Source organism: Defluviimonas sp. D31 (assembly GCF_033436765.1).
GTDB lineage: Bacteria > Pseudomonadota > Alphaproteobacteria > Rhodobacterales > Rhodobacteraceae > Albidovulum.
This window is the reverse complement of record NZ_JAWQFN010000003.1, coordinates 125,763-140,901: the sequence shown is the minus strand read 5'-3', so window position 1 is coordinate 140,901 and position 15,139 is coordinate 125,763. Positions and strand designations below refer to the sequence as shown.

17 protein-coding genes and 1 tRNA gene are annotated in these 15,139 nt (G+C 66.3%); 10 read left to right on the top strand and 8 right to left on the bottom strand.

Annotated elements, in window-relative coordinates:
* Nucleotides 1-10 precede the first annotated feature (10 nt).
* Together ahcY and R5H32_RS07100 are read left to right on the top strand one after the other, a co-directional pair.
* Nucleotides 11-1,405 carry an adenosylhomocysteinase gene (gene ahcY / locus R5H32_RS07105; RefSeq protein ID WP_318337993.1) on the top strand — a complete coding sequence of 465 codons (1,395 nt, stop codon included), beginning with the start codon at nt 11-13 and terminating at the stop codon, nt 1,403-1,405.
* Between the two features lie 209 nt (nt 1,406-1,614).
* Nucleotides 1,615-1,956 (top strand): DUF2853 family protein, encoded by a 342-nt coding sequence (locus R5H32_RS07100; protein ID WP_318337992.1) that lies wholly within the window; start codon nt 1,615-1,617, stop codon nt 1,954-1,956.
* Between the two features lie 202 nt (nt 1,957-2,158).
* Here the strand turns inward: R5H32_RS07100 and R5H32_RS07095 are convergent, their stop codons facing one another.
* Genes R5H32_RS07095 through tsaD form a run of 5 tightly spaced genes read right to left on the bottom strand, consistent with a single transcriptional unit; the run spans nt 2,159 to nt 5,353 of the window.
* Entirely contained in the window at nt 2,159-2,551 is a 393-nt protein-coding gene (locus tag R5H32_RS07095; RefSeq protein WP_318337991.1) for a DUF1761 domain-containing protein, read from the bottom strand.
* A gap of 60 nt (nt 2,552-2,611) precedes the next feature.
* Nucleotides 2,612-3,025, bottom strand: a complete 414-nt coding sequence (locus R5H32_RS07090) for an EVE domain-containing protein (protein ID WP_318337990.1) — start codon at nt 3,023-3,025, stop codon at nt 2,612-2,614.
* On the bottom strand, nt 3,025-3,294 hold the full coding sequence (locus tag R5H32_RS07085) for a YciI family protein (protein WP_318337989.1): 270 nt from the start codon (nt 3,292-3,294) through the stop codon (nt 3,025-3,027). Before R5H32_RS07085 ends, R5H32_RS07090 begins: the two co-directional genes overlap by 1 nt.
* A gap of 2 nt (nt 3,295-3,296) precedes the next feature.
* Nucleotides 3,297-4,262 (bottom strand): NAD(P)H-dependent glycerol-3-phosphate dehydrogenase, encoded by a 966-nt coding sequence (locus tag R5H32_RS07080; RefSeq protein ID WP_318337988.1) that lies wholly within the window; start codon nt 4,260-4,262, stop codon nt 3,297-3,299.
* Nucleotides 4,259-5,353 carry a tRNA (adenosine(37)-N6)-threonylcarbamoyltransferase complex transferase subunit TsaD gene (gene tsaD / locus R5H32_RS07075; RefSeq protein WP_318338244.1) on the bottom strand — a complete coding sequence of 365 codons (1,095 nt, stop codon included), beginning with the start codon at nt 5,351-5,353 and terminating at the stop codon, nt 4,259-4,261. The genes R5H32_RS07080 and tsaD overlap by 4 nt, the downstream gene beginning before the upstream one ends.
* Nucleotides 5,354-5,425: 72 nt before the next feature.
* On the opposite strand from tsaD, the gene R5H32_RS07070 reads away from it, so the two are divergent.
* From R5H32_RS07070 to R5H32_RS07055, 4 genes are all read left to right on the top strand, one after another.
* Nucleotides 5,426-6,148: a uroporphyrinogen-III synthase gene (locus tag R5H32_RS07070; RefSeq protein WP_318337987.1), complete on the top strand. Its 723-nt coding sequence runs from the start codon at nt 5,426-5,428 to the stop codon at nt 6,146-6,148.
* A gap of 87 nt (nt 6,149-6,235) precedes the next feature.
* Nucleotides 6,236-7,702: a hypothetical protein gene (locus R5H32_RS07065; protein ID WP_318337986.1), complete on the top strand. Its 1,467-nt coding sequence runs from the start codon at nt 6,236-6,238 to the stop codon at nt 7,700-7,702.
* Nucleotides 7,703-7,709: 7 nt separating this feature from the next.
* On the top strand, nt 7,710-9,197 hold the full coding sequence (locus R5H32_RS07060; RefSeq protein ID WP_318337985.1) for a heme biosynthesis protein HemY: 1,488 nt from the start codon (nt 7,710-7,712) through the stop codon (nt 9,195-9,197).
* A gap of 163 nt (nt 9,198-9,360) precedes the next feature.
* A tRNA-Thr gene (locus tag R5H32_RS07055) sits at nt 9,361-9,436 on the top strand.
* A gap of 90 nt (nt 9,437-9,526) precedes the next feature.
* Here the strand turns inward: R5H32_RS07055 and R5H32_RS07050 are convergent.
* Nucleotides 9,527-10,144, bottom strand: a complete 618-nt coding sequence (locus tag R5H32_RS07050; RefSeq protein ID WP_318337984.1) for a TetR/AcrR family transcriptional regulator — start codon at nt 10,142-10,144, stop codon at nt 9,527-9,529.
* Between the two features lie 192 nt (nt 10,145-10,336).
* Here R5H32_RS07050 and R5H32_RS07045 point away from each other — a divergent pair, with 192 nt between their 5' ends.
* From R5H32_RS07045 to rlmN, 4 genes are all read left to right on the top strand, one after another.
* Nucleotides 10,337-10,876, top strand: coding sequence for a YgjV family protein (locus R5H32_RS07045; protein WP_318337983.1), 540 nt, complete (start codon nt 10,337-10,339; stop codon nt 10,874-10,876).
* Nucleotides 10,877-10,908: 32 nt separating this feature from the next.
* Nucleotides 10,909-11,904 carry a cysteine synthase A gene (cysK, locus tag R5H32_RS07040; protein ID WP_318337982.1) on the top strand — a complete coding sequence of 332 codons (996 nt, stop codon included), beginning with the start codon at nt 10,909-10,911 and terminating at the stop codon, nt 11,902-11,904.
* A 92-nt stretch (nt 11,905-11,996) separates the two neighbouring features.
* Complete coding sequence (locus R5H32_RS07035; protein ID WP_318337981.1) at nt 11,997-12,386, top strand: rhodanese-like domain-containing protein; 390 nt, start codon at nt 11,997-11,999, stop codon at nt 12,384-12,386.
* Nucleotides 12,387-12,555: 169 nt separating this feature from the next.
* Complete coding sequence (rlmN, locus tag R5H32_RS07030) at nt 12,556-13,755, top strand: 23S rRNA (adenine(2503)-C(2))-methyltransferase RlmN (protein WP_318337980.1); 1,200 nt, start codon at nt 12,556-12,558, stop codon at nt 13,753-13,755.
* Here the strand turns inward: rlmN and R5H32_RS07025 are convergent.
* Complete coding sequence (locus R5H32_RS07025) at nt 13,739-14,518, bottom strand: methyltransferase domain-containing protein (RefSeq protein ID WP_318337979.1); 780 nt, start codon at nt 14,516-14,518, stop codon at nt 13,739-13,741. The genes rlmN and R5H32_RS07025 overlap by 17 nt on opposite strands.
* A complete protein-coding gene (locus R5H32_RS07020) occupies nt 14,515-15,132 on the bottom strand; it encodes a pimeloyl-ACP methyl esterase BioG family protein (protein ID WP_318337978.1) in 618 nt (205 codons plus the stop codon). The genes R5H32_RS07025 and R5H32_RS07020 overlap by 4 nt, the downstream gene beginning before the upstream one ends.
* Between the last annotated feature and the right edge of the window lie 7 nt (nt 15,133-15,139).

Below are 15,139 nucleotides of genomic sequence, written 5' to 3'. Positions count from 1 at the left end.
AGAAACGCGCATGGCCAAGGATTACATCATCAGGGACATCTCGCTTGCCGGCTACGGCCGCAAGGAGCTCGACATCGCCGAGACCGAAATGCCGGGCCTGATGGCTTTGCGCGAGGAGTTCGGCACCTCGAAGCCGCTTGCAGGTGCGCGGATCGCCGGCAGCCTGCACATGACCGTGCAGACCGCGGTGCTGATCGAGACGCTGACCGCGCTCGGCGCCGAAGTGCGCTGGGCCTCGTGCAACATCTTCTCGACCCAGGACCATGCCGCCGCGGCGATCGCCGAAAGCGGCGTGCCGGTCTTCGCGGTCAAGGGCGAGACGCTGGAGGACTACTGGGCCTATACCGACCAGATCTTCCGGTTCCCGGACGGCACAGCCAACATGATCCTCGACGACGGCGGCGACGCGACACTCTACATCCTGATGGGCGCGCGGGTCGAGAACGGTGAGACCCACCTGATCGAGACGCCCGGATCGGAGGAGGAGGTCTGCCTCTTCAACCAGATCCGCAAGCGGCTCGAGGAAAGCCCCGGCTGGTTCACCAAGCAGCGCGACTCGATCAAGGGCGTGAGCGAGGAGACGACGACCGGCGTCCACCGGCTCTATGACCTGCACAAGAAGGGCCTGCTGCCCTTCGCGGCGATCAACGTGAACGACAGCGTCACCAAGTCGAAGTTCGACAACAAGTACGGCTGCAAGGAATCGCTCGTGGATGGCATCCGCCGCGCCACCGACACGATGATGGCCGGCAAGGTCGCCGTCGTCTGCGGCTATGGCGATGTCGGCAAGGGCTCGGCCGCCTCGCTTCGCGGTGCCGGAGCGCGGGTGAAGGTGACCGAGATCGACCCGATCTGCGCGCTGCAGGCGGCGATGGACGGCTATGAGGTGGTGCTGCTGGAGGATGTCGTCTCGACCGCCGACATATTCATCACCACGACCGGCAACCGCGACGTGATCCGCATCGAGCACATGCGCGAGATGAAGGACATGGCGATCGTCGGCAACATCGGCCATTTCGACAACGAGATTCAGGTGGCGAGCCTGAAGAACCACAAGTGGACCAACATCAAGGACCAGGTGGACCTGATCGAGATGCCCTCGGGCGCCCGGATCATACTTCTGTCTGAGGGGCGGCTCCTCAACCTCGGCAACGCCACCGGTCATCCGAGCTTCGTGATGTCGGCGAGCTTCACCAACCAGGTGCTGGCGCAGATCGAGCTCTGGACCAAGGGCAAGGACTACAAGCCCGGCGTCTACATCCTGCCCAAGCACCTCGACGAGAAGGTCGCGCGACTGCATCTGGCCAAGATCGGCGTCAAGCTGACCGAACTGCGCCCGGAACAGGCTGACTACATCGGCGTTACCGTGGCCGGTCCGTTCAAGTCGGACCATTACCGCTACTGACCGCCGAAGGGGGCCGGTCCCGGCCCCCTTTTCTTCTGTGACGTTGTTCCGGTTTTCGCGTTTCTGACCGAAGTTCCGTTCCGTCAATTCGCGATTCGGAAAAATTTCTTTTCCAACTCGGCCCATTCGACGCTAACCTCCGCGCGGGCGGCTTCTTCGGGGGCCATGTCCCGGAAATTCATACCGGATTTGCAAGAGCGGAGATGGCCATGGGCAGACGCGACGAGTTAATTGCCACTTATGCGGAAGATCTGAAGACCAAGTGCGGCATGGTGCCGGACATGGCGCTTCTCGAAAAGGTCACCATCGGGTGCGGACCCGCGATCTACGATGCCGATGCCTCTACCGTGGCCGCGACACAGGCGGGCGAACTGGAAACCGTCAAGAACAACTTCCTGGTCAAGAAGCTCGGGCTGGGCGACGGGCCGCATCTCATGGATGCGATCAACGCCGTGATCGACACCTATGGGCGTTCGGAGACCAACAAGTATCGCGCCGTGGTCTATTACATGCTCGTCAAGCATTTCGGCAAGGAAGCCCACTACGCCTGACGCGGCTTTGTTAAGCGAACCTGACCATAAAGCGCTGGTTTTGAACAATATTCTCGGTATTCGAGGCTTGCCCGAATCCGCCGCACCCTCTAGGGTCTCAACTACAGGCCAGGACGGCCGAGACCTTTTCAGTTTCGCACGGTGCAGGGGTGCACTGGGGTGGAGGAGGGTCCCGGTTGGGTGGCCGGGGCCCTTCGTCGTTTCAGAACAGGCCGAGCACCGCGCCGATGATGGTCGAACCGATCACCGCATAGCCGCCGTCGATATAGGTCAGTTGCCGCGGCCGGTCCGCATAGGCGTAGTTGACGACGATCCACGGCAGCGCAACGAAGGTGCCGAGCCCGAAGCCCGAGACCAGCCCCTTGATGAGCGTGTCGATCCCCGCCATTCCGAACATGTGCCGCATCATGCCGGCCACGACCAGCATCGCGATTCCGGCGATGATGTAGGGTACGACGCTCTTGTTGCGCGGCTTGCCGTCGGCATCGACGCTGATCCCGGTCGCGGCGACCCACTGGGTCGCCCATCTCATGTACCAGAAAGCGCCGAACGCATAGGCCGCAGCCGCCGCGACGATCACACTGAAGAAAGCCATCCCTTTGACCTTTCGCGCATTTTCCCCGGCCCGCATGATGCCGGGGAAAATGCTCGCGGTCTATAGCCCGCCAAGCTCGCAGATCACCTTCCACTCTGCCTCGGTCACCGGCTGGACCGAGAGCCGCGTGTTGTTCACGAGCACCATGTCGGCCAGCCGAGGTTCGGTCTTGGCCTGTTCCAGCGTGACCGGCCGGGCGAGCGGCTTCACGGCGCGGATGTCGACGCAGTCCCAGCGCGGATCATCGGTGGTGCTGTCTGGATGGCTCTCGGCCGAGACCTCGACGATGCCGACAACCTCCTTGCCCTGGTTGGAGTGGTAGAAGAACCCGAGATCGCCGACTTTCATCGCCCGCATGTTGTTGCGGGCCTGGTAGTTGCGGACGCCGTTCCATTCCTCGCCGGCCGCGCCCTTGGCGACCTGCTGGTCCCAGCTCCAAGTGTCGGGCTCGGACTTGAAGAGCCAGTAGGCCATCAGCCGATCACCTTCTTCCACTCGATCACCTCGACGCTGTCGAAGAGCCCGGCTGCCTTGTAGGGATCGCCCGCCGCCCAGGCCTCCGCCGCCGCGAGGCTGTCGGTCTCCAGCACGATCAGCGAACCGCGCATCTCCCCCGCCTCGATGAGCGGACCGGCCATCTTCACGATGCCGGTCTGCTCGATATAGCCGAGATGCGCGGTGCGGGTGTCGAGGCGGGTTTGCAGATGGCCGGGCTTGTCGCGGCAGATCACGGCAAAGAGCATGGTCATTCCTTCTTGAGGGGGCGGGAGAGAAGTGCGGTGACGGCGTCGGGCACCGAGATCCGATTGTCGACGAGAGCCGCGACCATGGCCGCGACCGGGAGGTCGATACGGTGCTTTTCGGCCAGAACAGACACTGCTTTTGCGGTCGCGACGCCTTCCACCGTGGTCGTGGCGTCGAAGACTTCACCCGCGCCAAGTGCATGGCCAAAGCGGAAGTTGCGCGACTGCGTCGAGGTACAGGTCAAGACCAGATCACCAAAGCCCGAAAGCCCCGCGAGGGTCTCGGCCTGTGCCCCGAGCGCCAGCGCGAGCCGGTTCATTTCGGCGAAGCCGCGGGTCATCAGTGCCGCACGGGCGCTGTCGCCAAGCCCGGCGCCGACCACCACGCCGGCTGCGATGGCGATGACGTTCTTCAACGCGCCGCCAAGCTCGGCTCCCTTGCAGTCTGTGCTGCGATAAAGCCTCAGCACAGGCGTCGCCAGCGCCGCCTGCAACTTGGCGCCGCGCGCATCGTCGGCGCAGGCGAGGGTCAGCGCGGTCGGCAGGCCGCGCGCGATGTCGGCGGCAAAACTCGGCCCGGTCAGCACGGCGGGGCGTGCCGCCGGGCAGGTCTCGGCGATGATCGCGGTCGGCCCGCGCCCCGAGACGAGGTCGATCCCCTTGGCGCAGGCGACAAGCGCGCGGCCGTCGAGCCGTCGTGCCTCGGCGGCAAGAAGCCCGGCGGTCTGCTGCATCGGCACCGCGAGGAGCACGATATCGGCCGCGTCGGTCGCCGCCAGATCGGCGGTCACCTCCAGTGGCTTCGGAAAGCTCACTCCGGGCAGGCGGCGGGCGTTCATCCGGTCCGCCTGCATCCGCGCGACCTGATCCGCATCGCGCGCCCAGAGCACGACCCTGGCGCCATGGCGCGCCAGCGCGATCGCAAGTGCCGTGCCAAAAGCACCGGCTCCTAGAACCGCGATCGTCATGCCTTCGCCCCCTTCTTTCCCGAACCGATCAGAGCAGGCTGACTCTGATCGAGCGGCCAGCGCGGCCGCGCCACCAGATCGGCATCGTCGATGAGCCCGAGCCGGAACCGCTCGATCCCCGCCCAGGCGATCATTGCCGCATTGTCGGTGCAAAGCGCCAGGGGCGGGGCCGTGAAGCGCAGCCCGCTTTTCGCCGAAACAGTCTCTAATGCAGCCCGAATCGCGCCATTCGCGGCGACGCCGCCCGCCACCGCCAAGATCGGCTCGGCCGGATCCAGCGCCAGGTACTCCGCGATGGCGCGGCGCGATTTCTCGGCCAGAACCTCGGACACCGCCGCCTGGAACCCGGCGCAGAGATCGGCGCGGTCCTGCTCGGTCAGACCGCCCTTCTCGGCGACCACCGCGTCGCGGGCGCGCAGGAGCGCAGTCTTCAGCCCGGAAAACGAAAGATCGCAGCCCGGACGGTCAAGGAGCGGCCGCGGAAAGGCGAAACGTGCGGGATCGCCCGCCCGCGCCGCAGCCTCGACGGCAGGACCACCGGGTTGCGGCAGGCCGAGAAGCTTCGCGGTCTTGTCGAAGGCCTCGCCGGGCGCGTCGTCGATCGTGCCGCCGAGCCGGGTGAACCGGTCGGGCGCATGGGCGATCAGGAACTGGCAATGCCCGCCCGAGACGAGGAGCATCAGGTAGGGAAACGACAGCCCGTCGGTGAGCCGCGGCGTCAGCGCATGACCGGCAAGGTGGTTGACGCCGACGAGCGGCAGCCCGGTCCCCGCCGCGATCCCCTTGGCGCACATCACGCCGGCCAGCACGCCGCCGATGAGCCCCGGTCCGGCCGTCACAGCCACCGCGTCAATGGCGCCAAGTGCTACGCCTGCCGCCTGCAGTGCCTCCTCGACGCAAAGGTCGATCTTCTCGGCATGAGCGCGGGCCGCGATCTCTGGCACCACGCCGCCGAAGTCGGCATGAAGCGCGGTCTGGCCATAGACGACCGAGGACAGGATCTCGGGTTTGCTGCCCGAAAGCCGGACCACGGCGGCGGCGGTGTCGTCGCAGCTGCTCTCGAGGCCCAGGATCGTGATCGGTTCGCGCATCGTGCCGTCGGTTGCGTGAGGCATAACAGGCAGGTAACACCGGCAGGAGAGCCGCACAATCCCGAGGGCGACTTGGAATCACACCGGCCGATCCTGCTCCTGACACGGCCCGAAGCGCAGTCGCGGCGCTTTTCGGACGCCTTTCGCGACCGGTTCGGCGCGGATTGGCCGGTCATCCTCTCGCCGCTGACCGCGATCCGGCCCCTCGATCCCGGTCCCCTGCCCGATGGCGACCGCGACCTCGTCTTCACGTCGGAGAACGCCGTTGCCGCCTTCGCGCGGCTCGCTCCGAGACGCGGGGCCAGGGCTTGGTGCGTAGGGACAAGGACCGAAGAGGCTGCCCGCGAGGCTGGATTCGCAACGCGGATCGGCCCGGGCGATGCCGAGGGGCTGGCGCGGACCATCACCGCCTCCGGCGAAACGGCGAGGCTACTCTGGCCGCGTCCGGTCCATGCCGCCCGAGACGTGGCGGAAATGTTGAATTCCGCTGGAATAGACACTGTTTCGGCGCTGGTCTACGAACAGATCTCCTGCCCGGCCAATAATGCCGCCACCGCGGCTCTGCGGGGAACATCCCCGGTCCTTCTGCCGCTGTTCTCGCCGCGTTCGGCGCGTCTTGCGGCCACAGCCTTCGCCATCGCGGAGGCGCCGCTCTGGATCGCGGCGATGAGCCCTGCGGTCGCTGAGGCCGCAGCAGCGCTTTCGCCTCAGGGGCTGCGCATCGCCCGCACGCCGGATGCGCCGGCAATGCTCGACGCGCTCGATGCGCTCATTGCCGCAGCCAAGACGGGTTGAGGGGCCCGCCCTTGCCCTCTAGATTGACAAAAGTGGGCGGTGCAGACTTTGGCCCGTTTCCGTTATAATCGCGAAGGGGGATTGCCGGTGGCCAGAGCGCGCAAGAAGACCAGCGGAGACGACACCGGGTCGGTAGACGGCGAGACTCCAGCAGAAGTTTCGACCGAACACACCGCCGCAGAAGCGACCGCACAACCCGAACCGGAGGCCGACGAGCCGACGCAGGCCGAGACCTCCGATAGTTCAGCGAAGGATGGGACGATAGAGGTCGAAGAGACCTTGGAATCCGAAGCCGCGCTGGACCCGGACGCCGCGCCCGCCATCGGCGAAGAAACCGTATCTTCCGACGAGCCGGCTCCGTCTTCCGAACATGACGAGACCGGGTTCGATACGCTGGACGCCGCCCCCGAGGCATCCGCGGAGGTACCGGAGGAGGCCGAGCCGGCACGGACCGCCACCGCTGTGCCTCCGCGCTCCGAATCGGCGGAACTGCCAAAACGCGGGGGCTTTCTTCCCCTGGTCCTGGGCGGCGTTGTCGCCGCCGGTCTCGGCTTCGGCGCCGCGACCTATGTGCTGCCTCAGTTCCTGACAGCCCCGGGGCCCGACGAAGAGCTTGCCGCGCTCACCGAACTACTCCGCCAGCAGGAGGCGCGCATCTCCGCGTTGTCCGACGAGGTCACCGCGATCGCTTCGGATCCCGCCGCAGCGGAGGCCGCCGAGGCTCAGGCGGTCCGCGCGGCCAAGCTCGCCCAGGATTTCGACGCTTTCCGCCAGACCGTGAGCGCACTCGACGACCGGCTGGTGAACGAGGCGCAGCGGATCGGTGCGCTCGACACACGGCTCGCCGCGATCGAGAAGCGGCCCGTGGCCAGCGGCGCCGCCTCTGCGACGGCCCTTGAGGCCTTCGATCGCGACATGGCGCAGATGCGCTCGGAGATCGAGGCGCAGCGCAAGGCGAACGAGGCGGCGCGTGAGGAGATCGCCACGGCCGCGGAAGCTGCCTCCGCCCGCTTTGCCGCCGCCGAGGAAGACGCCAAGCGGCTGCGCGAGGAAGCCGAAACGGTTGCCCAGCAGGCCACCGCACGGGCCGCCCTGAGCCGGATCCAGACCGCGCTCGACACCGGCGCGGCGCTGAACGGCAGCCTCTCCGAACTCGCGGCGGCCGGGGTCGAGGTGCCGCAGGAACTGACCGACCAGTCCCAGGGCATCCCGACACTCGCGGCGCTGCGAGACGCGTTCCCGCCAGCTGCGCGCGATGCGCTGGCCGTGTCGATCAAGGCGACCGCCGGTGGCGGAACGATAGACCGTATCGGTGCTTTCCTGCGTAGCCAGTCCGGCGCCCGGTCGCTGTCGCCGCGCGCCGGAGACGATCCCGATGCGGTCCTGTCGAGGGCCGAAGCGGCGCTCAGCGCCGGCGATCTGGCTGCGGCGATCGGCGAACTCAAGGGTCTGCCCGAGGACGGTCTCGCGCGCATGGCTGAATGGATTGCCCTTGCCGAACGGCGGATCGCGGCGGAGGCTGCGGTGACGAGTGTTGAAAACGCGTTGGAGTGAGGCTGCGATGATCTGGTCCTTCATCAAGATCGTAATCTTCGTCGCGGTTGTCGCGGCATTGACCCTCGGCGCGGGCTACCTTGCCGAGACCGGCAGCGGCATCCGCATCACGCTCGCCAACATGGAATTCACCCTTGGCCCCGTCCAGGCGGTGATCGGTGTCCTGCTGCTGGTTCTCCTGCTCTGGCTGGCGCTCAAGATCGCGGGCTTTCTGGTCGCGATCCTGCGTTTCCTCAACGGCGACGAGACGGCGGTCAGCCGCTATTTCGACCGCAACCGCGAGCGCAAGGGATACCAGGCGCTGGCCGACGGGATGATGTCGGTCGCCTCGGGCGAGGGTCGGCTGGCGATGTCGCAGGCGGCGCGGGCCGAAAAGTTTCTCGGCCGACCGGAGCTGACAAACCTGATCGCGGCGCAGGCTGCCGAGCTGACCGGCGACACCAGGCGCGCGGCCGAGGTCTACAAGCGGCTCCTGACCGACGACCGCACCCGCTTCGTCGGCGTGCGCGGGTTGATGAAGCAAAAGCTCGCCGAGGGCGATACCGAGACCGCGCTGAAGCTCGCCGAGAAGGCCTATGCGCTGAAGCCGAAGCATGAGGACGTGCAGGACACGCTCCTGCAGCTTCAGACCGCGAAGGGCGACTGGAAGGGTGCACGCCAGGTGCTTGGCACCAAGCTCAAGCAGGGGCTCCTTCCGCGCGACGTGCATCGCCGGCGCGACGCAGTCCTCGCGTTGCAGGAGGCCAAGGAGGTCTTCTCCGAAGACGCGCCGATCGAGGTGCGCGAGGCGGCGATCGAGGCCAACCGGCTGTCGCCCGATCTCATTCCCGCGGCGGTCCTTGCCGCGCAGGGCTACGTTCAGGCCGACAAGCCGAAATATGCGACGCGGGTGCTCAAGAAGGCCTGGGACGCGCAGCCCCATCCCGATCTCGCCGCCGCCTTCGCGGCGATCGCGCCAGAGGAGAGCCCGTCCGAGCGGCTGAAGCGATTCGGAACCCTGCTGTCCATCCATCCCGACCACGAGGAGACCCGGCTGCTCAGGGCCGAGCTTCTGATCGCGGCCGAGGACTTCCCCGCCGCCCGCCGCGCGCTCGGCGACCTGACCGAGACCCACCCGACCGCGCGCAGCCTGACCATCCGCGCCGCGATCGCCCGCGGCGAGGGCGAGGACGACGCCTTCGTGCGCGGTTGGCTGACGCGGGCTCTGACCGCGAGCCGCGGCCCGCAATGGGTTTGTGACAAGTGCCACAACATCCACTCCGACTGGGCGCCGACCTGCGACAATTGCGGCGGCTTCGACACGCTGAGCTGGCGCGAGCCGCCGAAGAGCGCGGTGCAGATGCCGAACGGCTCCGAGATGCTGCCGCTGATCGTCGGCAGCCCGGCCAAAGCCGATGTGGAGCCGATCGACGAACCGGATGGCAACGGCGGTGAAGACGGCGCCGAGGACGCGTTGATCCTCGACGAGGAAGTCGGCCGGAAAGCGCAAATTTAGGGCTACACACCTGCCTGCGATGATGCTATCAGCCCGCCACCATCCCGGCGCAAATCGGTTTGGCAAGCGCGTCGAAGGCACTGGCCGGAAATAACGCGCGAGGCCGAATGGAACTGCGCAAGGGTTGAAGATGCGGCCACCTCGTGTCCGCAACGAGAAGGATGCCGGTGTAGCTCAGCTGGTAGAGCACGTCATTCGTAATGATGGGGTCGGGGGTTCGAGTCCCTTCACCGGCACCATCCTTCTCGGGAAGCCATGGCCCTCAGTCTCGGTTTAGACGGATGGTTGCGGGCCAAGCGGCGCACCGCCCCGGCACGGGTTTGTCCGGATCAACCCGCCGTCGGGAAGAGCAGCGTCAGATAGCTCCGGAACTGCTCGGACTGCCGCCGCGTGGTGTCGGTGTCGCCATGGGCCCTTTGCAGGACTAGCCCGCCCTCGATGACCGAGACGATCATCTCGGCCAGTTGCCGTGCTGTGATCGGCAGCGCCGGGTCATAGCGGTCGAGGACATCCTGGAACATGCGGACATAGATCGAGGTCCATTGCCGCAGCGTGTCTGAAACGAAATCGAGCACATCGGCGTCGAATTGCCGGCTCTCGTAGGTGTAGACCGCGTACATGCAGCCGGGGGCGGGATCCACGGAATTGCTGATGTAGATCTCGAACAGCTTCAGGAACGCCGTGACCTGTTCGAGCGGATCGTCACTCTGTTCCTGCGCCTGGCGCTGGAACTCCTGGAACATCTTCAGGTCCTTCATCGCGTACCGCTTAACCAGCTCGCGGGCGAGATCCGCCTTTCCCTTGAAGTGGTGAAAGAAGGCGCCCTTGGTCAGACCTGTGGCCTTCAGGACATCGTCGATAGAGGTGCCCGCGAATCCCTTCGCCATCACGGACGCCCCCGCGGCATCAAGCAGCCGATCGCGAGTCGATTCTGCCTTCTGGGTCATGTGATGCTCCATACCAACTAGTTTGTATATAGAGCTTGGCGGGTCATTTCTCAAGCCGAAAACAAGAATTTTAAGTGATTGAATACCGTAAATTACAAGATTCTGAGATCCGATAACGGAAATTTTATTGACGCCATACCGATTGGTCTGTCATACATACCGACCAGTTGGTATGTATTGGGAGACAAACCGATGGACCCGATCAGCCTCATCACGCAACAACCCGTCGCTGCGATGTTCGGTATCGCCGGACTTGCCTGCCAACTGATCTGGCCGTTCTTCTCCTCGCGACGGGCGATGCTCGGCGTACAGTTCGGGATTGGCGCGAATTACGGAGCGCAATACGCGCTTATCGATGCCTGGAGCGGTGCCGGCGTCTGTGCGCTCGGAGCGACGCAGACGATGATCGCGCTGATGGCCGGGAACCGGCCCTGGCTGCGCTGGATGGGTCTCGGGTTTCTCCCCGTCGTCGTCGCGGTCTGTCTGCTGACCTGGTCGGGCCTGCCGTCATTCTGCTCGATGACGGCCTGCAGCCTCGTCATGCTCGGCCGTCTCCAGAGCGATCTTCTCCGGTTCCGTTCCCTGATGCTCGCCGCCGCGCCCTTCGGCATGGGCCACGACCTCGCCGTCGGCTCGATGCTCGGCCTCGCCGGCGCCTGCCTCTCCGCCACCCTCGCGGCAATGGCTCTGTGCCGCGAGATCCGCAAGCGGTCATCCGACCGCACCACCTGACCAACCCCATCAACCCAGAAAAGGACTCTGTCATGACCAATCAAATGCAAACGATCGTTACCGCGACGCCTGTGATCGAAGCCCGCGGCCGGGTCTACGGCTCGATCACCGAAACCGTCGGCAACACGCCGCTCGTCCGGATCAACCGCATGGCGCAGGAACGCGGCGCCGAGGCGCGCGTCCTTGCCAAACTCGAATTCCTCAATCCGCTCGGAAGCGTGAAAGACCGGATCGGTGTCGCCATGCTCGACGCGATGGAGGTGCGGGGCGAGGTCGGGCCGGGCAGCACCATCGTCGAGCCGACCTCTGGCAACACCGGCATCGCGCTCGCCTTTGCCTGCGCCGCGAGGGGCTACCGCTGCATCCTCACGATGCCGGACAGTTTCTCGGTCGAGCGCCGCAAGTTGATGCGGTTCCTCGGGGCCGAACTCGTCCTCACGCCGAAGGAGAAGGGCATCAACGCCGCGATCGAGAAGGCGCGGGAGATCGTCGCCGAAACGCCGGGTGCGGTCATGCCCTGGCAGTTCGGCAACCCGGCAAATCCCGAGATTCATTCGCGCACCACCGCCGAGGAGATCTGGCGGGACACGAACGGGGCGATGGATGCCGTTGTTCTCGGGACCGGGACGGGCGGTACGCTGACGGGCATTGCGCGTGTGCTGAAGGCGAAGAAACCCGGGCTGCGCGTCATCGCAGTCGAGCCGGAAAACAGCCCGGTCATTTCCGGCGGCGAGCATTCGCCGCACATGATCCAGGGGATCGGGCCGGGGTTCATCCCCGAAAACCTCGATGTCACGCTGGTCGACTCGGTCGAGACCGTCTCGAACGACGCCGCCTTTGCCGCGACCCGGGACATGGCCTTGAAGGAGGGGATCGCCGCGGGCATTTCGTCAGGCGCCGCGCTGCATGCCGCGCTCCGCGTCGCCGCCCGCGAGGGCATGGCGGGCAAGACCGTCGTCACGATCTTCGCGAGTGCCGCCGAACGCTACCAGTCGACCGCGCTTTTCGACGGGTTCGGGGAAGACTGATCCAAGAATCGAGCGGCCGCCCCGGCTCGCTGGCAGGCCGGGCGCTGCGGATAGTCCTCTCGCGCCAGCCAACCGCAGAACAGGAGAAGAAGATGACCAAGTGTTTCGATACCCTCGTGGCTGAAGCCAAGACCGCCGTTCCCGCGATTTCGGTTCGTGAAGCCCATGACCTCCATTCGAAGGGAACGGCCGTCTTCGTCGACCCGCGCCCTGCCGAGGCCATCGCCTCCACGACGGGCCTGATCCCCGGCGCGTACAATGTCGGGCTGGACGATCTGCGGGAGGGGATGCTGCCGCCTGCGCTCCAGGACCGGACCACCCCCATTGTCAGTGCCTGCCAGGCCGGCCCGATGGGCGCACTGGCGGCGCATGCCCTCCAGATGCGCGGCTTCACCGATGTCCACTACCTCTCCGGTGGAACTCAGGAATGGCGCGAGGCCGGGCACCCGACCGAGGCCGAGGTGACCTCTCCGCTCGGGTGACGCCGCCCCGTACAATCGTCGAACCTCGCAGCGCCGCCCGCACCGGGCGGCGCTGTTTCATGCCGTGAACGGGCCAGTTCCCCTGCGCAATGGCGGCCGGATTCATCCTGTTCCGTTCCGGCCAATCTTCGACTATATGATGCAGCCTTGAGCTTTTGGACCGAGACGCATGACCGACACCCGCCCCTCCACACCGATCACCCAGGATGTGGTGACGATTGCCCGCAAGCTGCCGGAAGGCGGCCGGGTGAACCTCGTCGGCCTGACCCGCGACCAGTTGCGCGACGCGCTGATCGCCGCCGGGACGCCCGAGAAGCAGGCGAAGATGCGCGTGGGCCAGATCTGGCAATGGATCTATCACTGGGGCGTGCGCGACTTCGCGTCGATGACCAACCTCGCCAAGGACTACCGGGCGATGCTGGACGAGAAGTTCGAGATCGCCCTGCCCGAACTCGTAACCCGCCAGGTCTCGGCCGATGGCACCCGCAAGTACCTCCTCCGCATCGCCGGCGGGCATGAGGTCGAGACGGTCTATATCCCCGAGGAGAATCGCGGCACGCTTTGCATCTCCTCCCAGGTCGGCTGCACGCTGACCTGCTCGTTCTGCCATACCGGCACGCAGAAGCTGGTGCGCAACCTCACGGCGGCAGAGATCGTCGGCCAGGTGATGCTTGCCCGCGACGATCTGGGCGAATGGCCCGAACAGGGGGCGCCGAAGAACGAGACCCGGCTTGTCTCCAACGTCGTGCTGATGGGCATGGGCGAGCCCTTGTACAATTTCGAGAATGTCCGCGACGCGATGAAGGTGGTGATGGACGGCGAGGGGCTGACGCTTTCGCGCCGCCGGATCACGCTGTCCACGTCCGGCGTCGTGCCCGAGATCGCGCGGACGGCCGAGGAGATCGGCTGCCTTCTAGCCGTCAGCTTCCACGCCACCACGAACGAGATCCGCGACAAGCTGGTGCCGATCAACAAGCGCTGGAACATCGAGACGCTGCTTGCGGCGCTTCGCGACTATCCGCGCCTGTCGAACTCGGAGCGGATCACCTTCGAATACGTGATGCTGAAGGGCGTGAACGACAGTGACGAGGACGCGAAGCGGCTGGTGAAGCTCATCCGCGGCATCCCGGCCAAGATCAACCTCATCCCGTTTAACGAATGGCCCGGCTCGCCCTATGAACGCTCGGACTGGGAGCGGATCGAGGCTTTCGCCGATATCGTCTACAAGGCCGGCTACGCCTCGCCGATCCGCACTCCGCGCGGCGAGGACATCATGGCGGCCTGCGGCCAGCTCAAGTCGGCGACCGAACGGGCGCGCAAGAGCCGCGCCGAGATTGAGGCCGAAGCCGGGCTCAACCCTCTTTCCTGAGGACCAGGTAGACCGGCGCATAGGTCAGCCGGAGCTTGCCACCGTCGGAATGACGCTGGCGATAGGCGTCTTCGATCGAAGCGAGCTGTCCGCGCGTCCAGGCGCCACCCGCGCGACCGTTGACTCCGGTCTGCCTGAGATGCCGCAGAAGCGCGCGCAGATCGGCGAAATGCTGGCGCTCCGAATGCTCCTCCGCCGCGACGAGGCTGAGGTCCGCAGGCAGGAGCGTGCGCCATTCTGCCACCGTAGCGTAATGCGGCGCGGCACCGGTTGCGCCGAGCGCATCGAGCTCGGCGAACTGACCGGGGCCGAAGCCGCTGAGTGCCATCCAGCCTCCGGGTCGGAGGTGAGCGGAGAGATGGGCGAGAAGTGCTGCCGGGTCGTCGAGCCACTGCACCGTCGAGGCCGAGGCGATGAGGTCGTAGACGCCGGAGAGCGGCGCGGATTCCACGGGGCCGGAGAGGAAGGACCAGCCGGAGACACGGTCCCCGACCAGCGGGGCGAGATGCGGCCGGCATTCGGCCACGAGGTCGTTGAGTGTAAGCTCCGACACGGTGAACCGGTCGAGGAGCGCGCCGGTCAGATGCCCGGTCCCGGCGCCGAATTCGAACACCCGGTCGAAGGCGTTGGGCGCGCCCGCTTCGACAAGAAGCGTTGCCAGGTGCCGCGCGATCCGGGCCTGCACCGAGGCCTCGGCATGGTAGGAGCCGAGGCTGCGGCGGAAGCTGTCATGGACACGGGCGCTGCCGGTGCGGGCGGTCACGAGAGCGCCTCCCAATCCGACCAATGGGCGAAGGGCGCATGGGCCGCGTCGATCCCGGTGATCCGGTCGGCCTGTCCCTCCCAGGCCCGGCGCTGGTTCGCGGGCGGGATGATGCCGTCGGCTTCGCTGATCCAGATCCGGTCGAAGAGGGTCTCAGGCGCCGGTCCCCGGTCGCGCACCGCTTCAAGCTCGGCTGTCAGCGCCGCGACATCGACCGTGCGGCGCGGCTGGTCGGCACCGTGGGATCGGGCGAGGAAGGCGTGGAAATTCTCCTCGCTGAGGCCCGCGAGCGTCATCGCGAAGACCCTCGGTGGAATGCCGCGCTCGCGGTCCACCGGCGCGAGCGTTCCGTTCACCGCGACCTTGCGGGTGAACGGATCGGCCCGGCCCGCCTGCCAGTGGCCATAGGCGGCGACCCCGAAGGACCAGGCGACGAGCAGCCGTTCGGTATAGGACGAGAGGTCCGGCAGGTCGCCGAGCGCGCGCCAGTCGCGGACAAAGAGCACATCATATGCCCCGCCGAGACCAGCGATGTCCGAGGGCTCCGCCCCCCAGCCGGCGAAGAAAACGACCACCCGCGCCGCGCCGTCCCGTCTGAGCCAGATCGCCTCCATTGCCGCC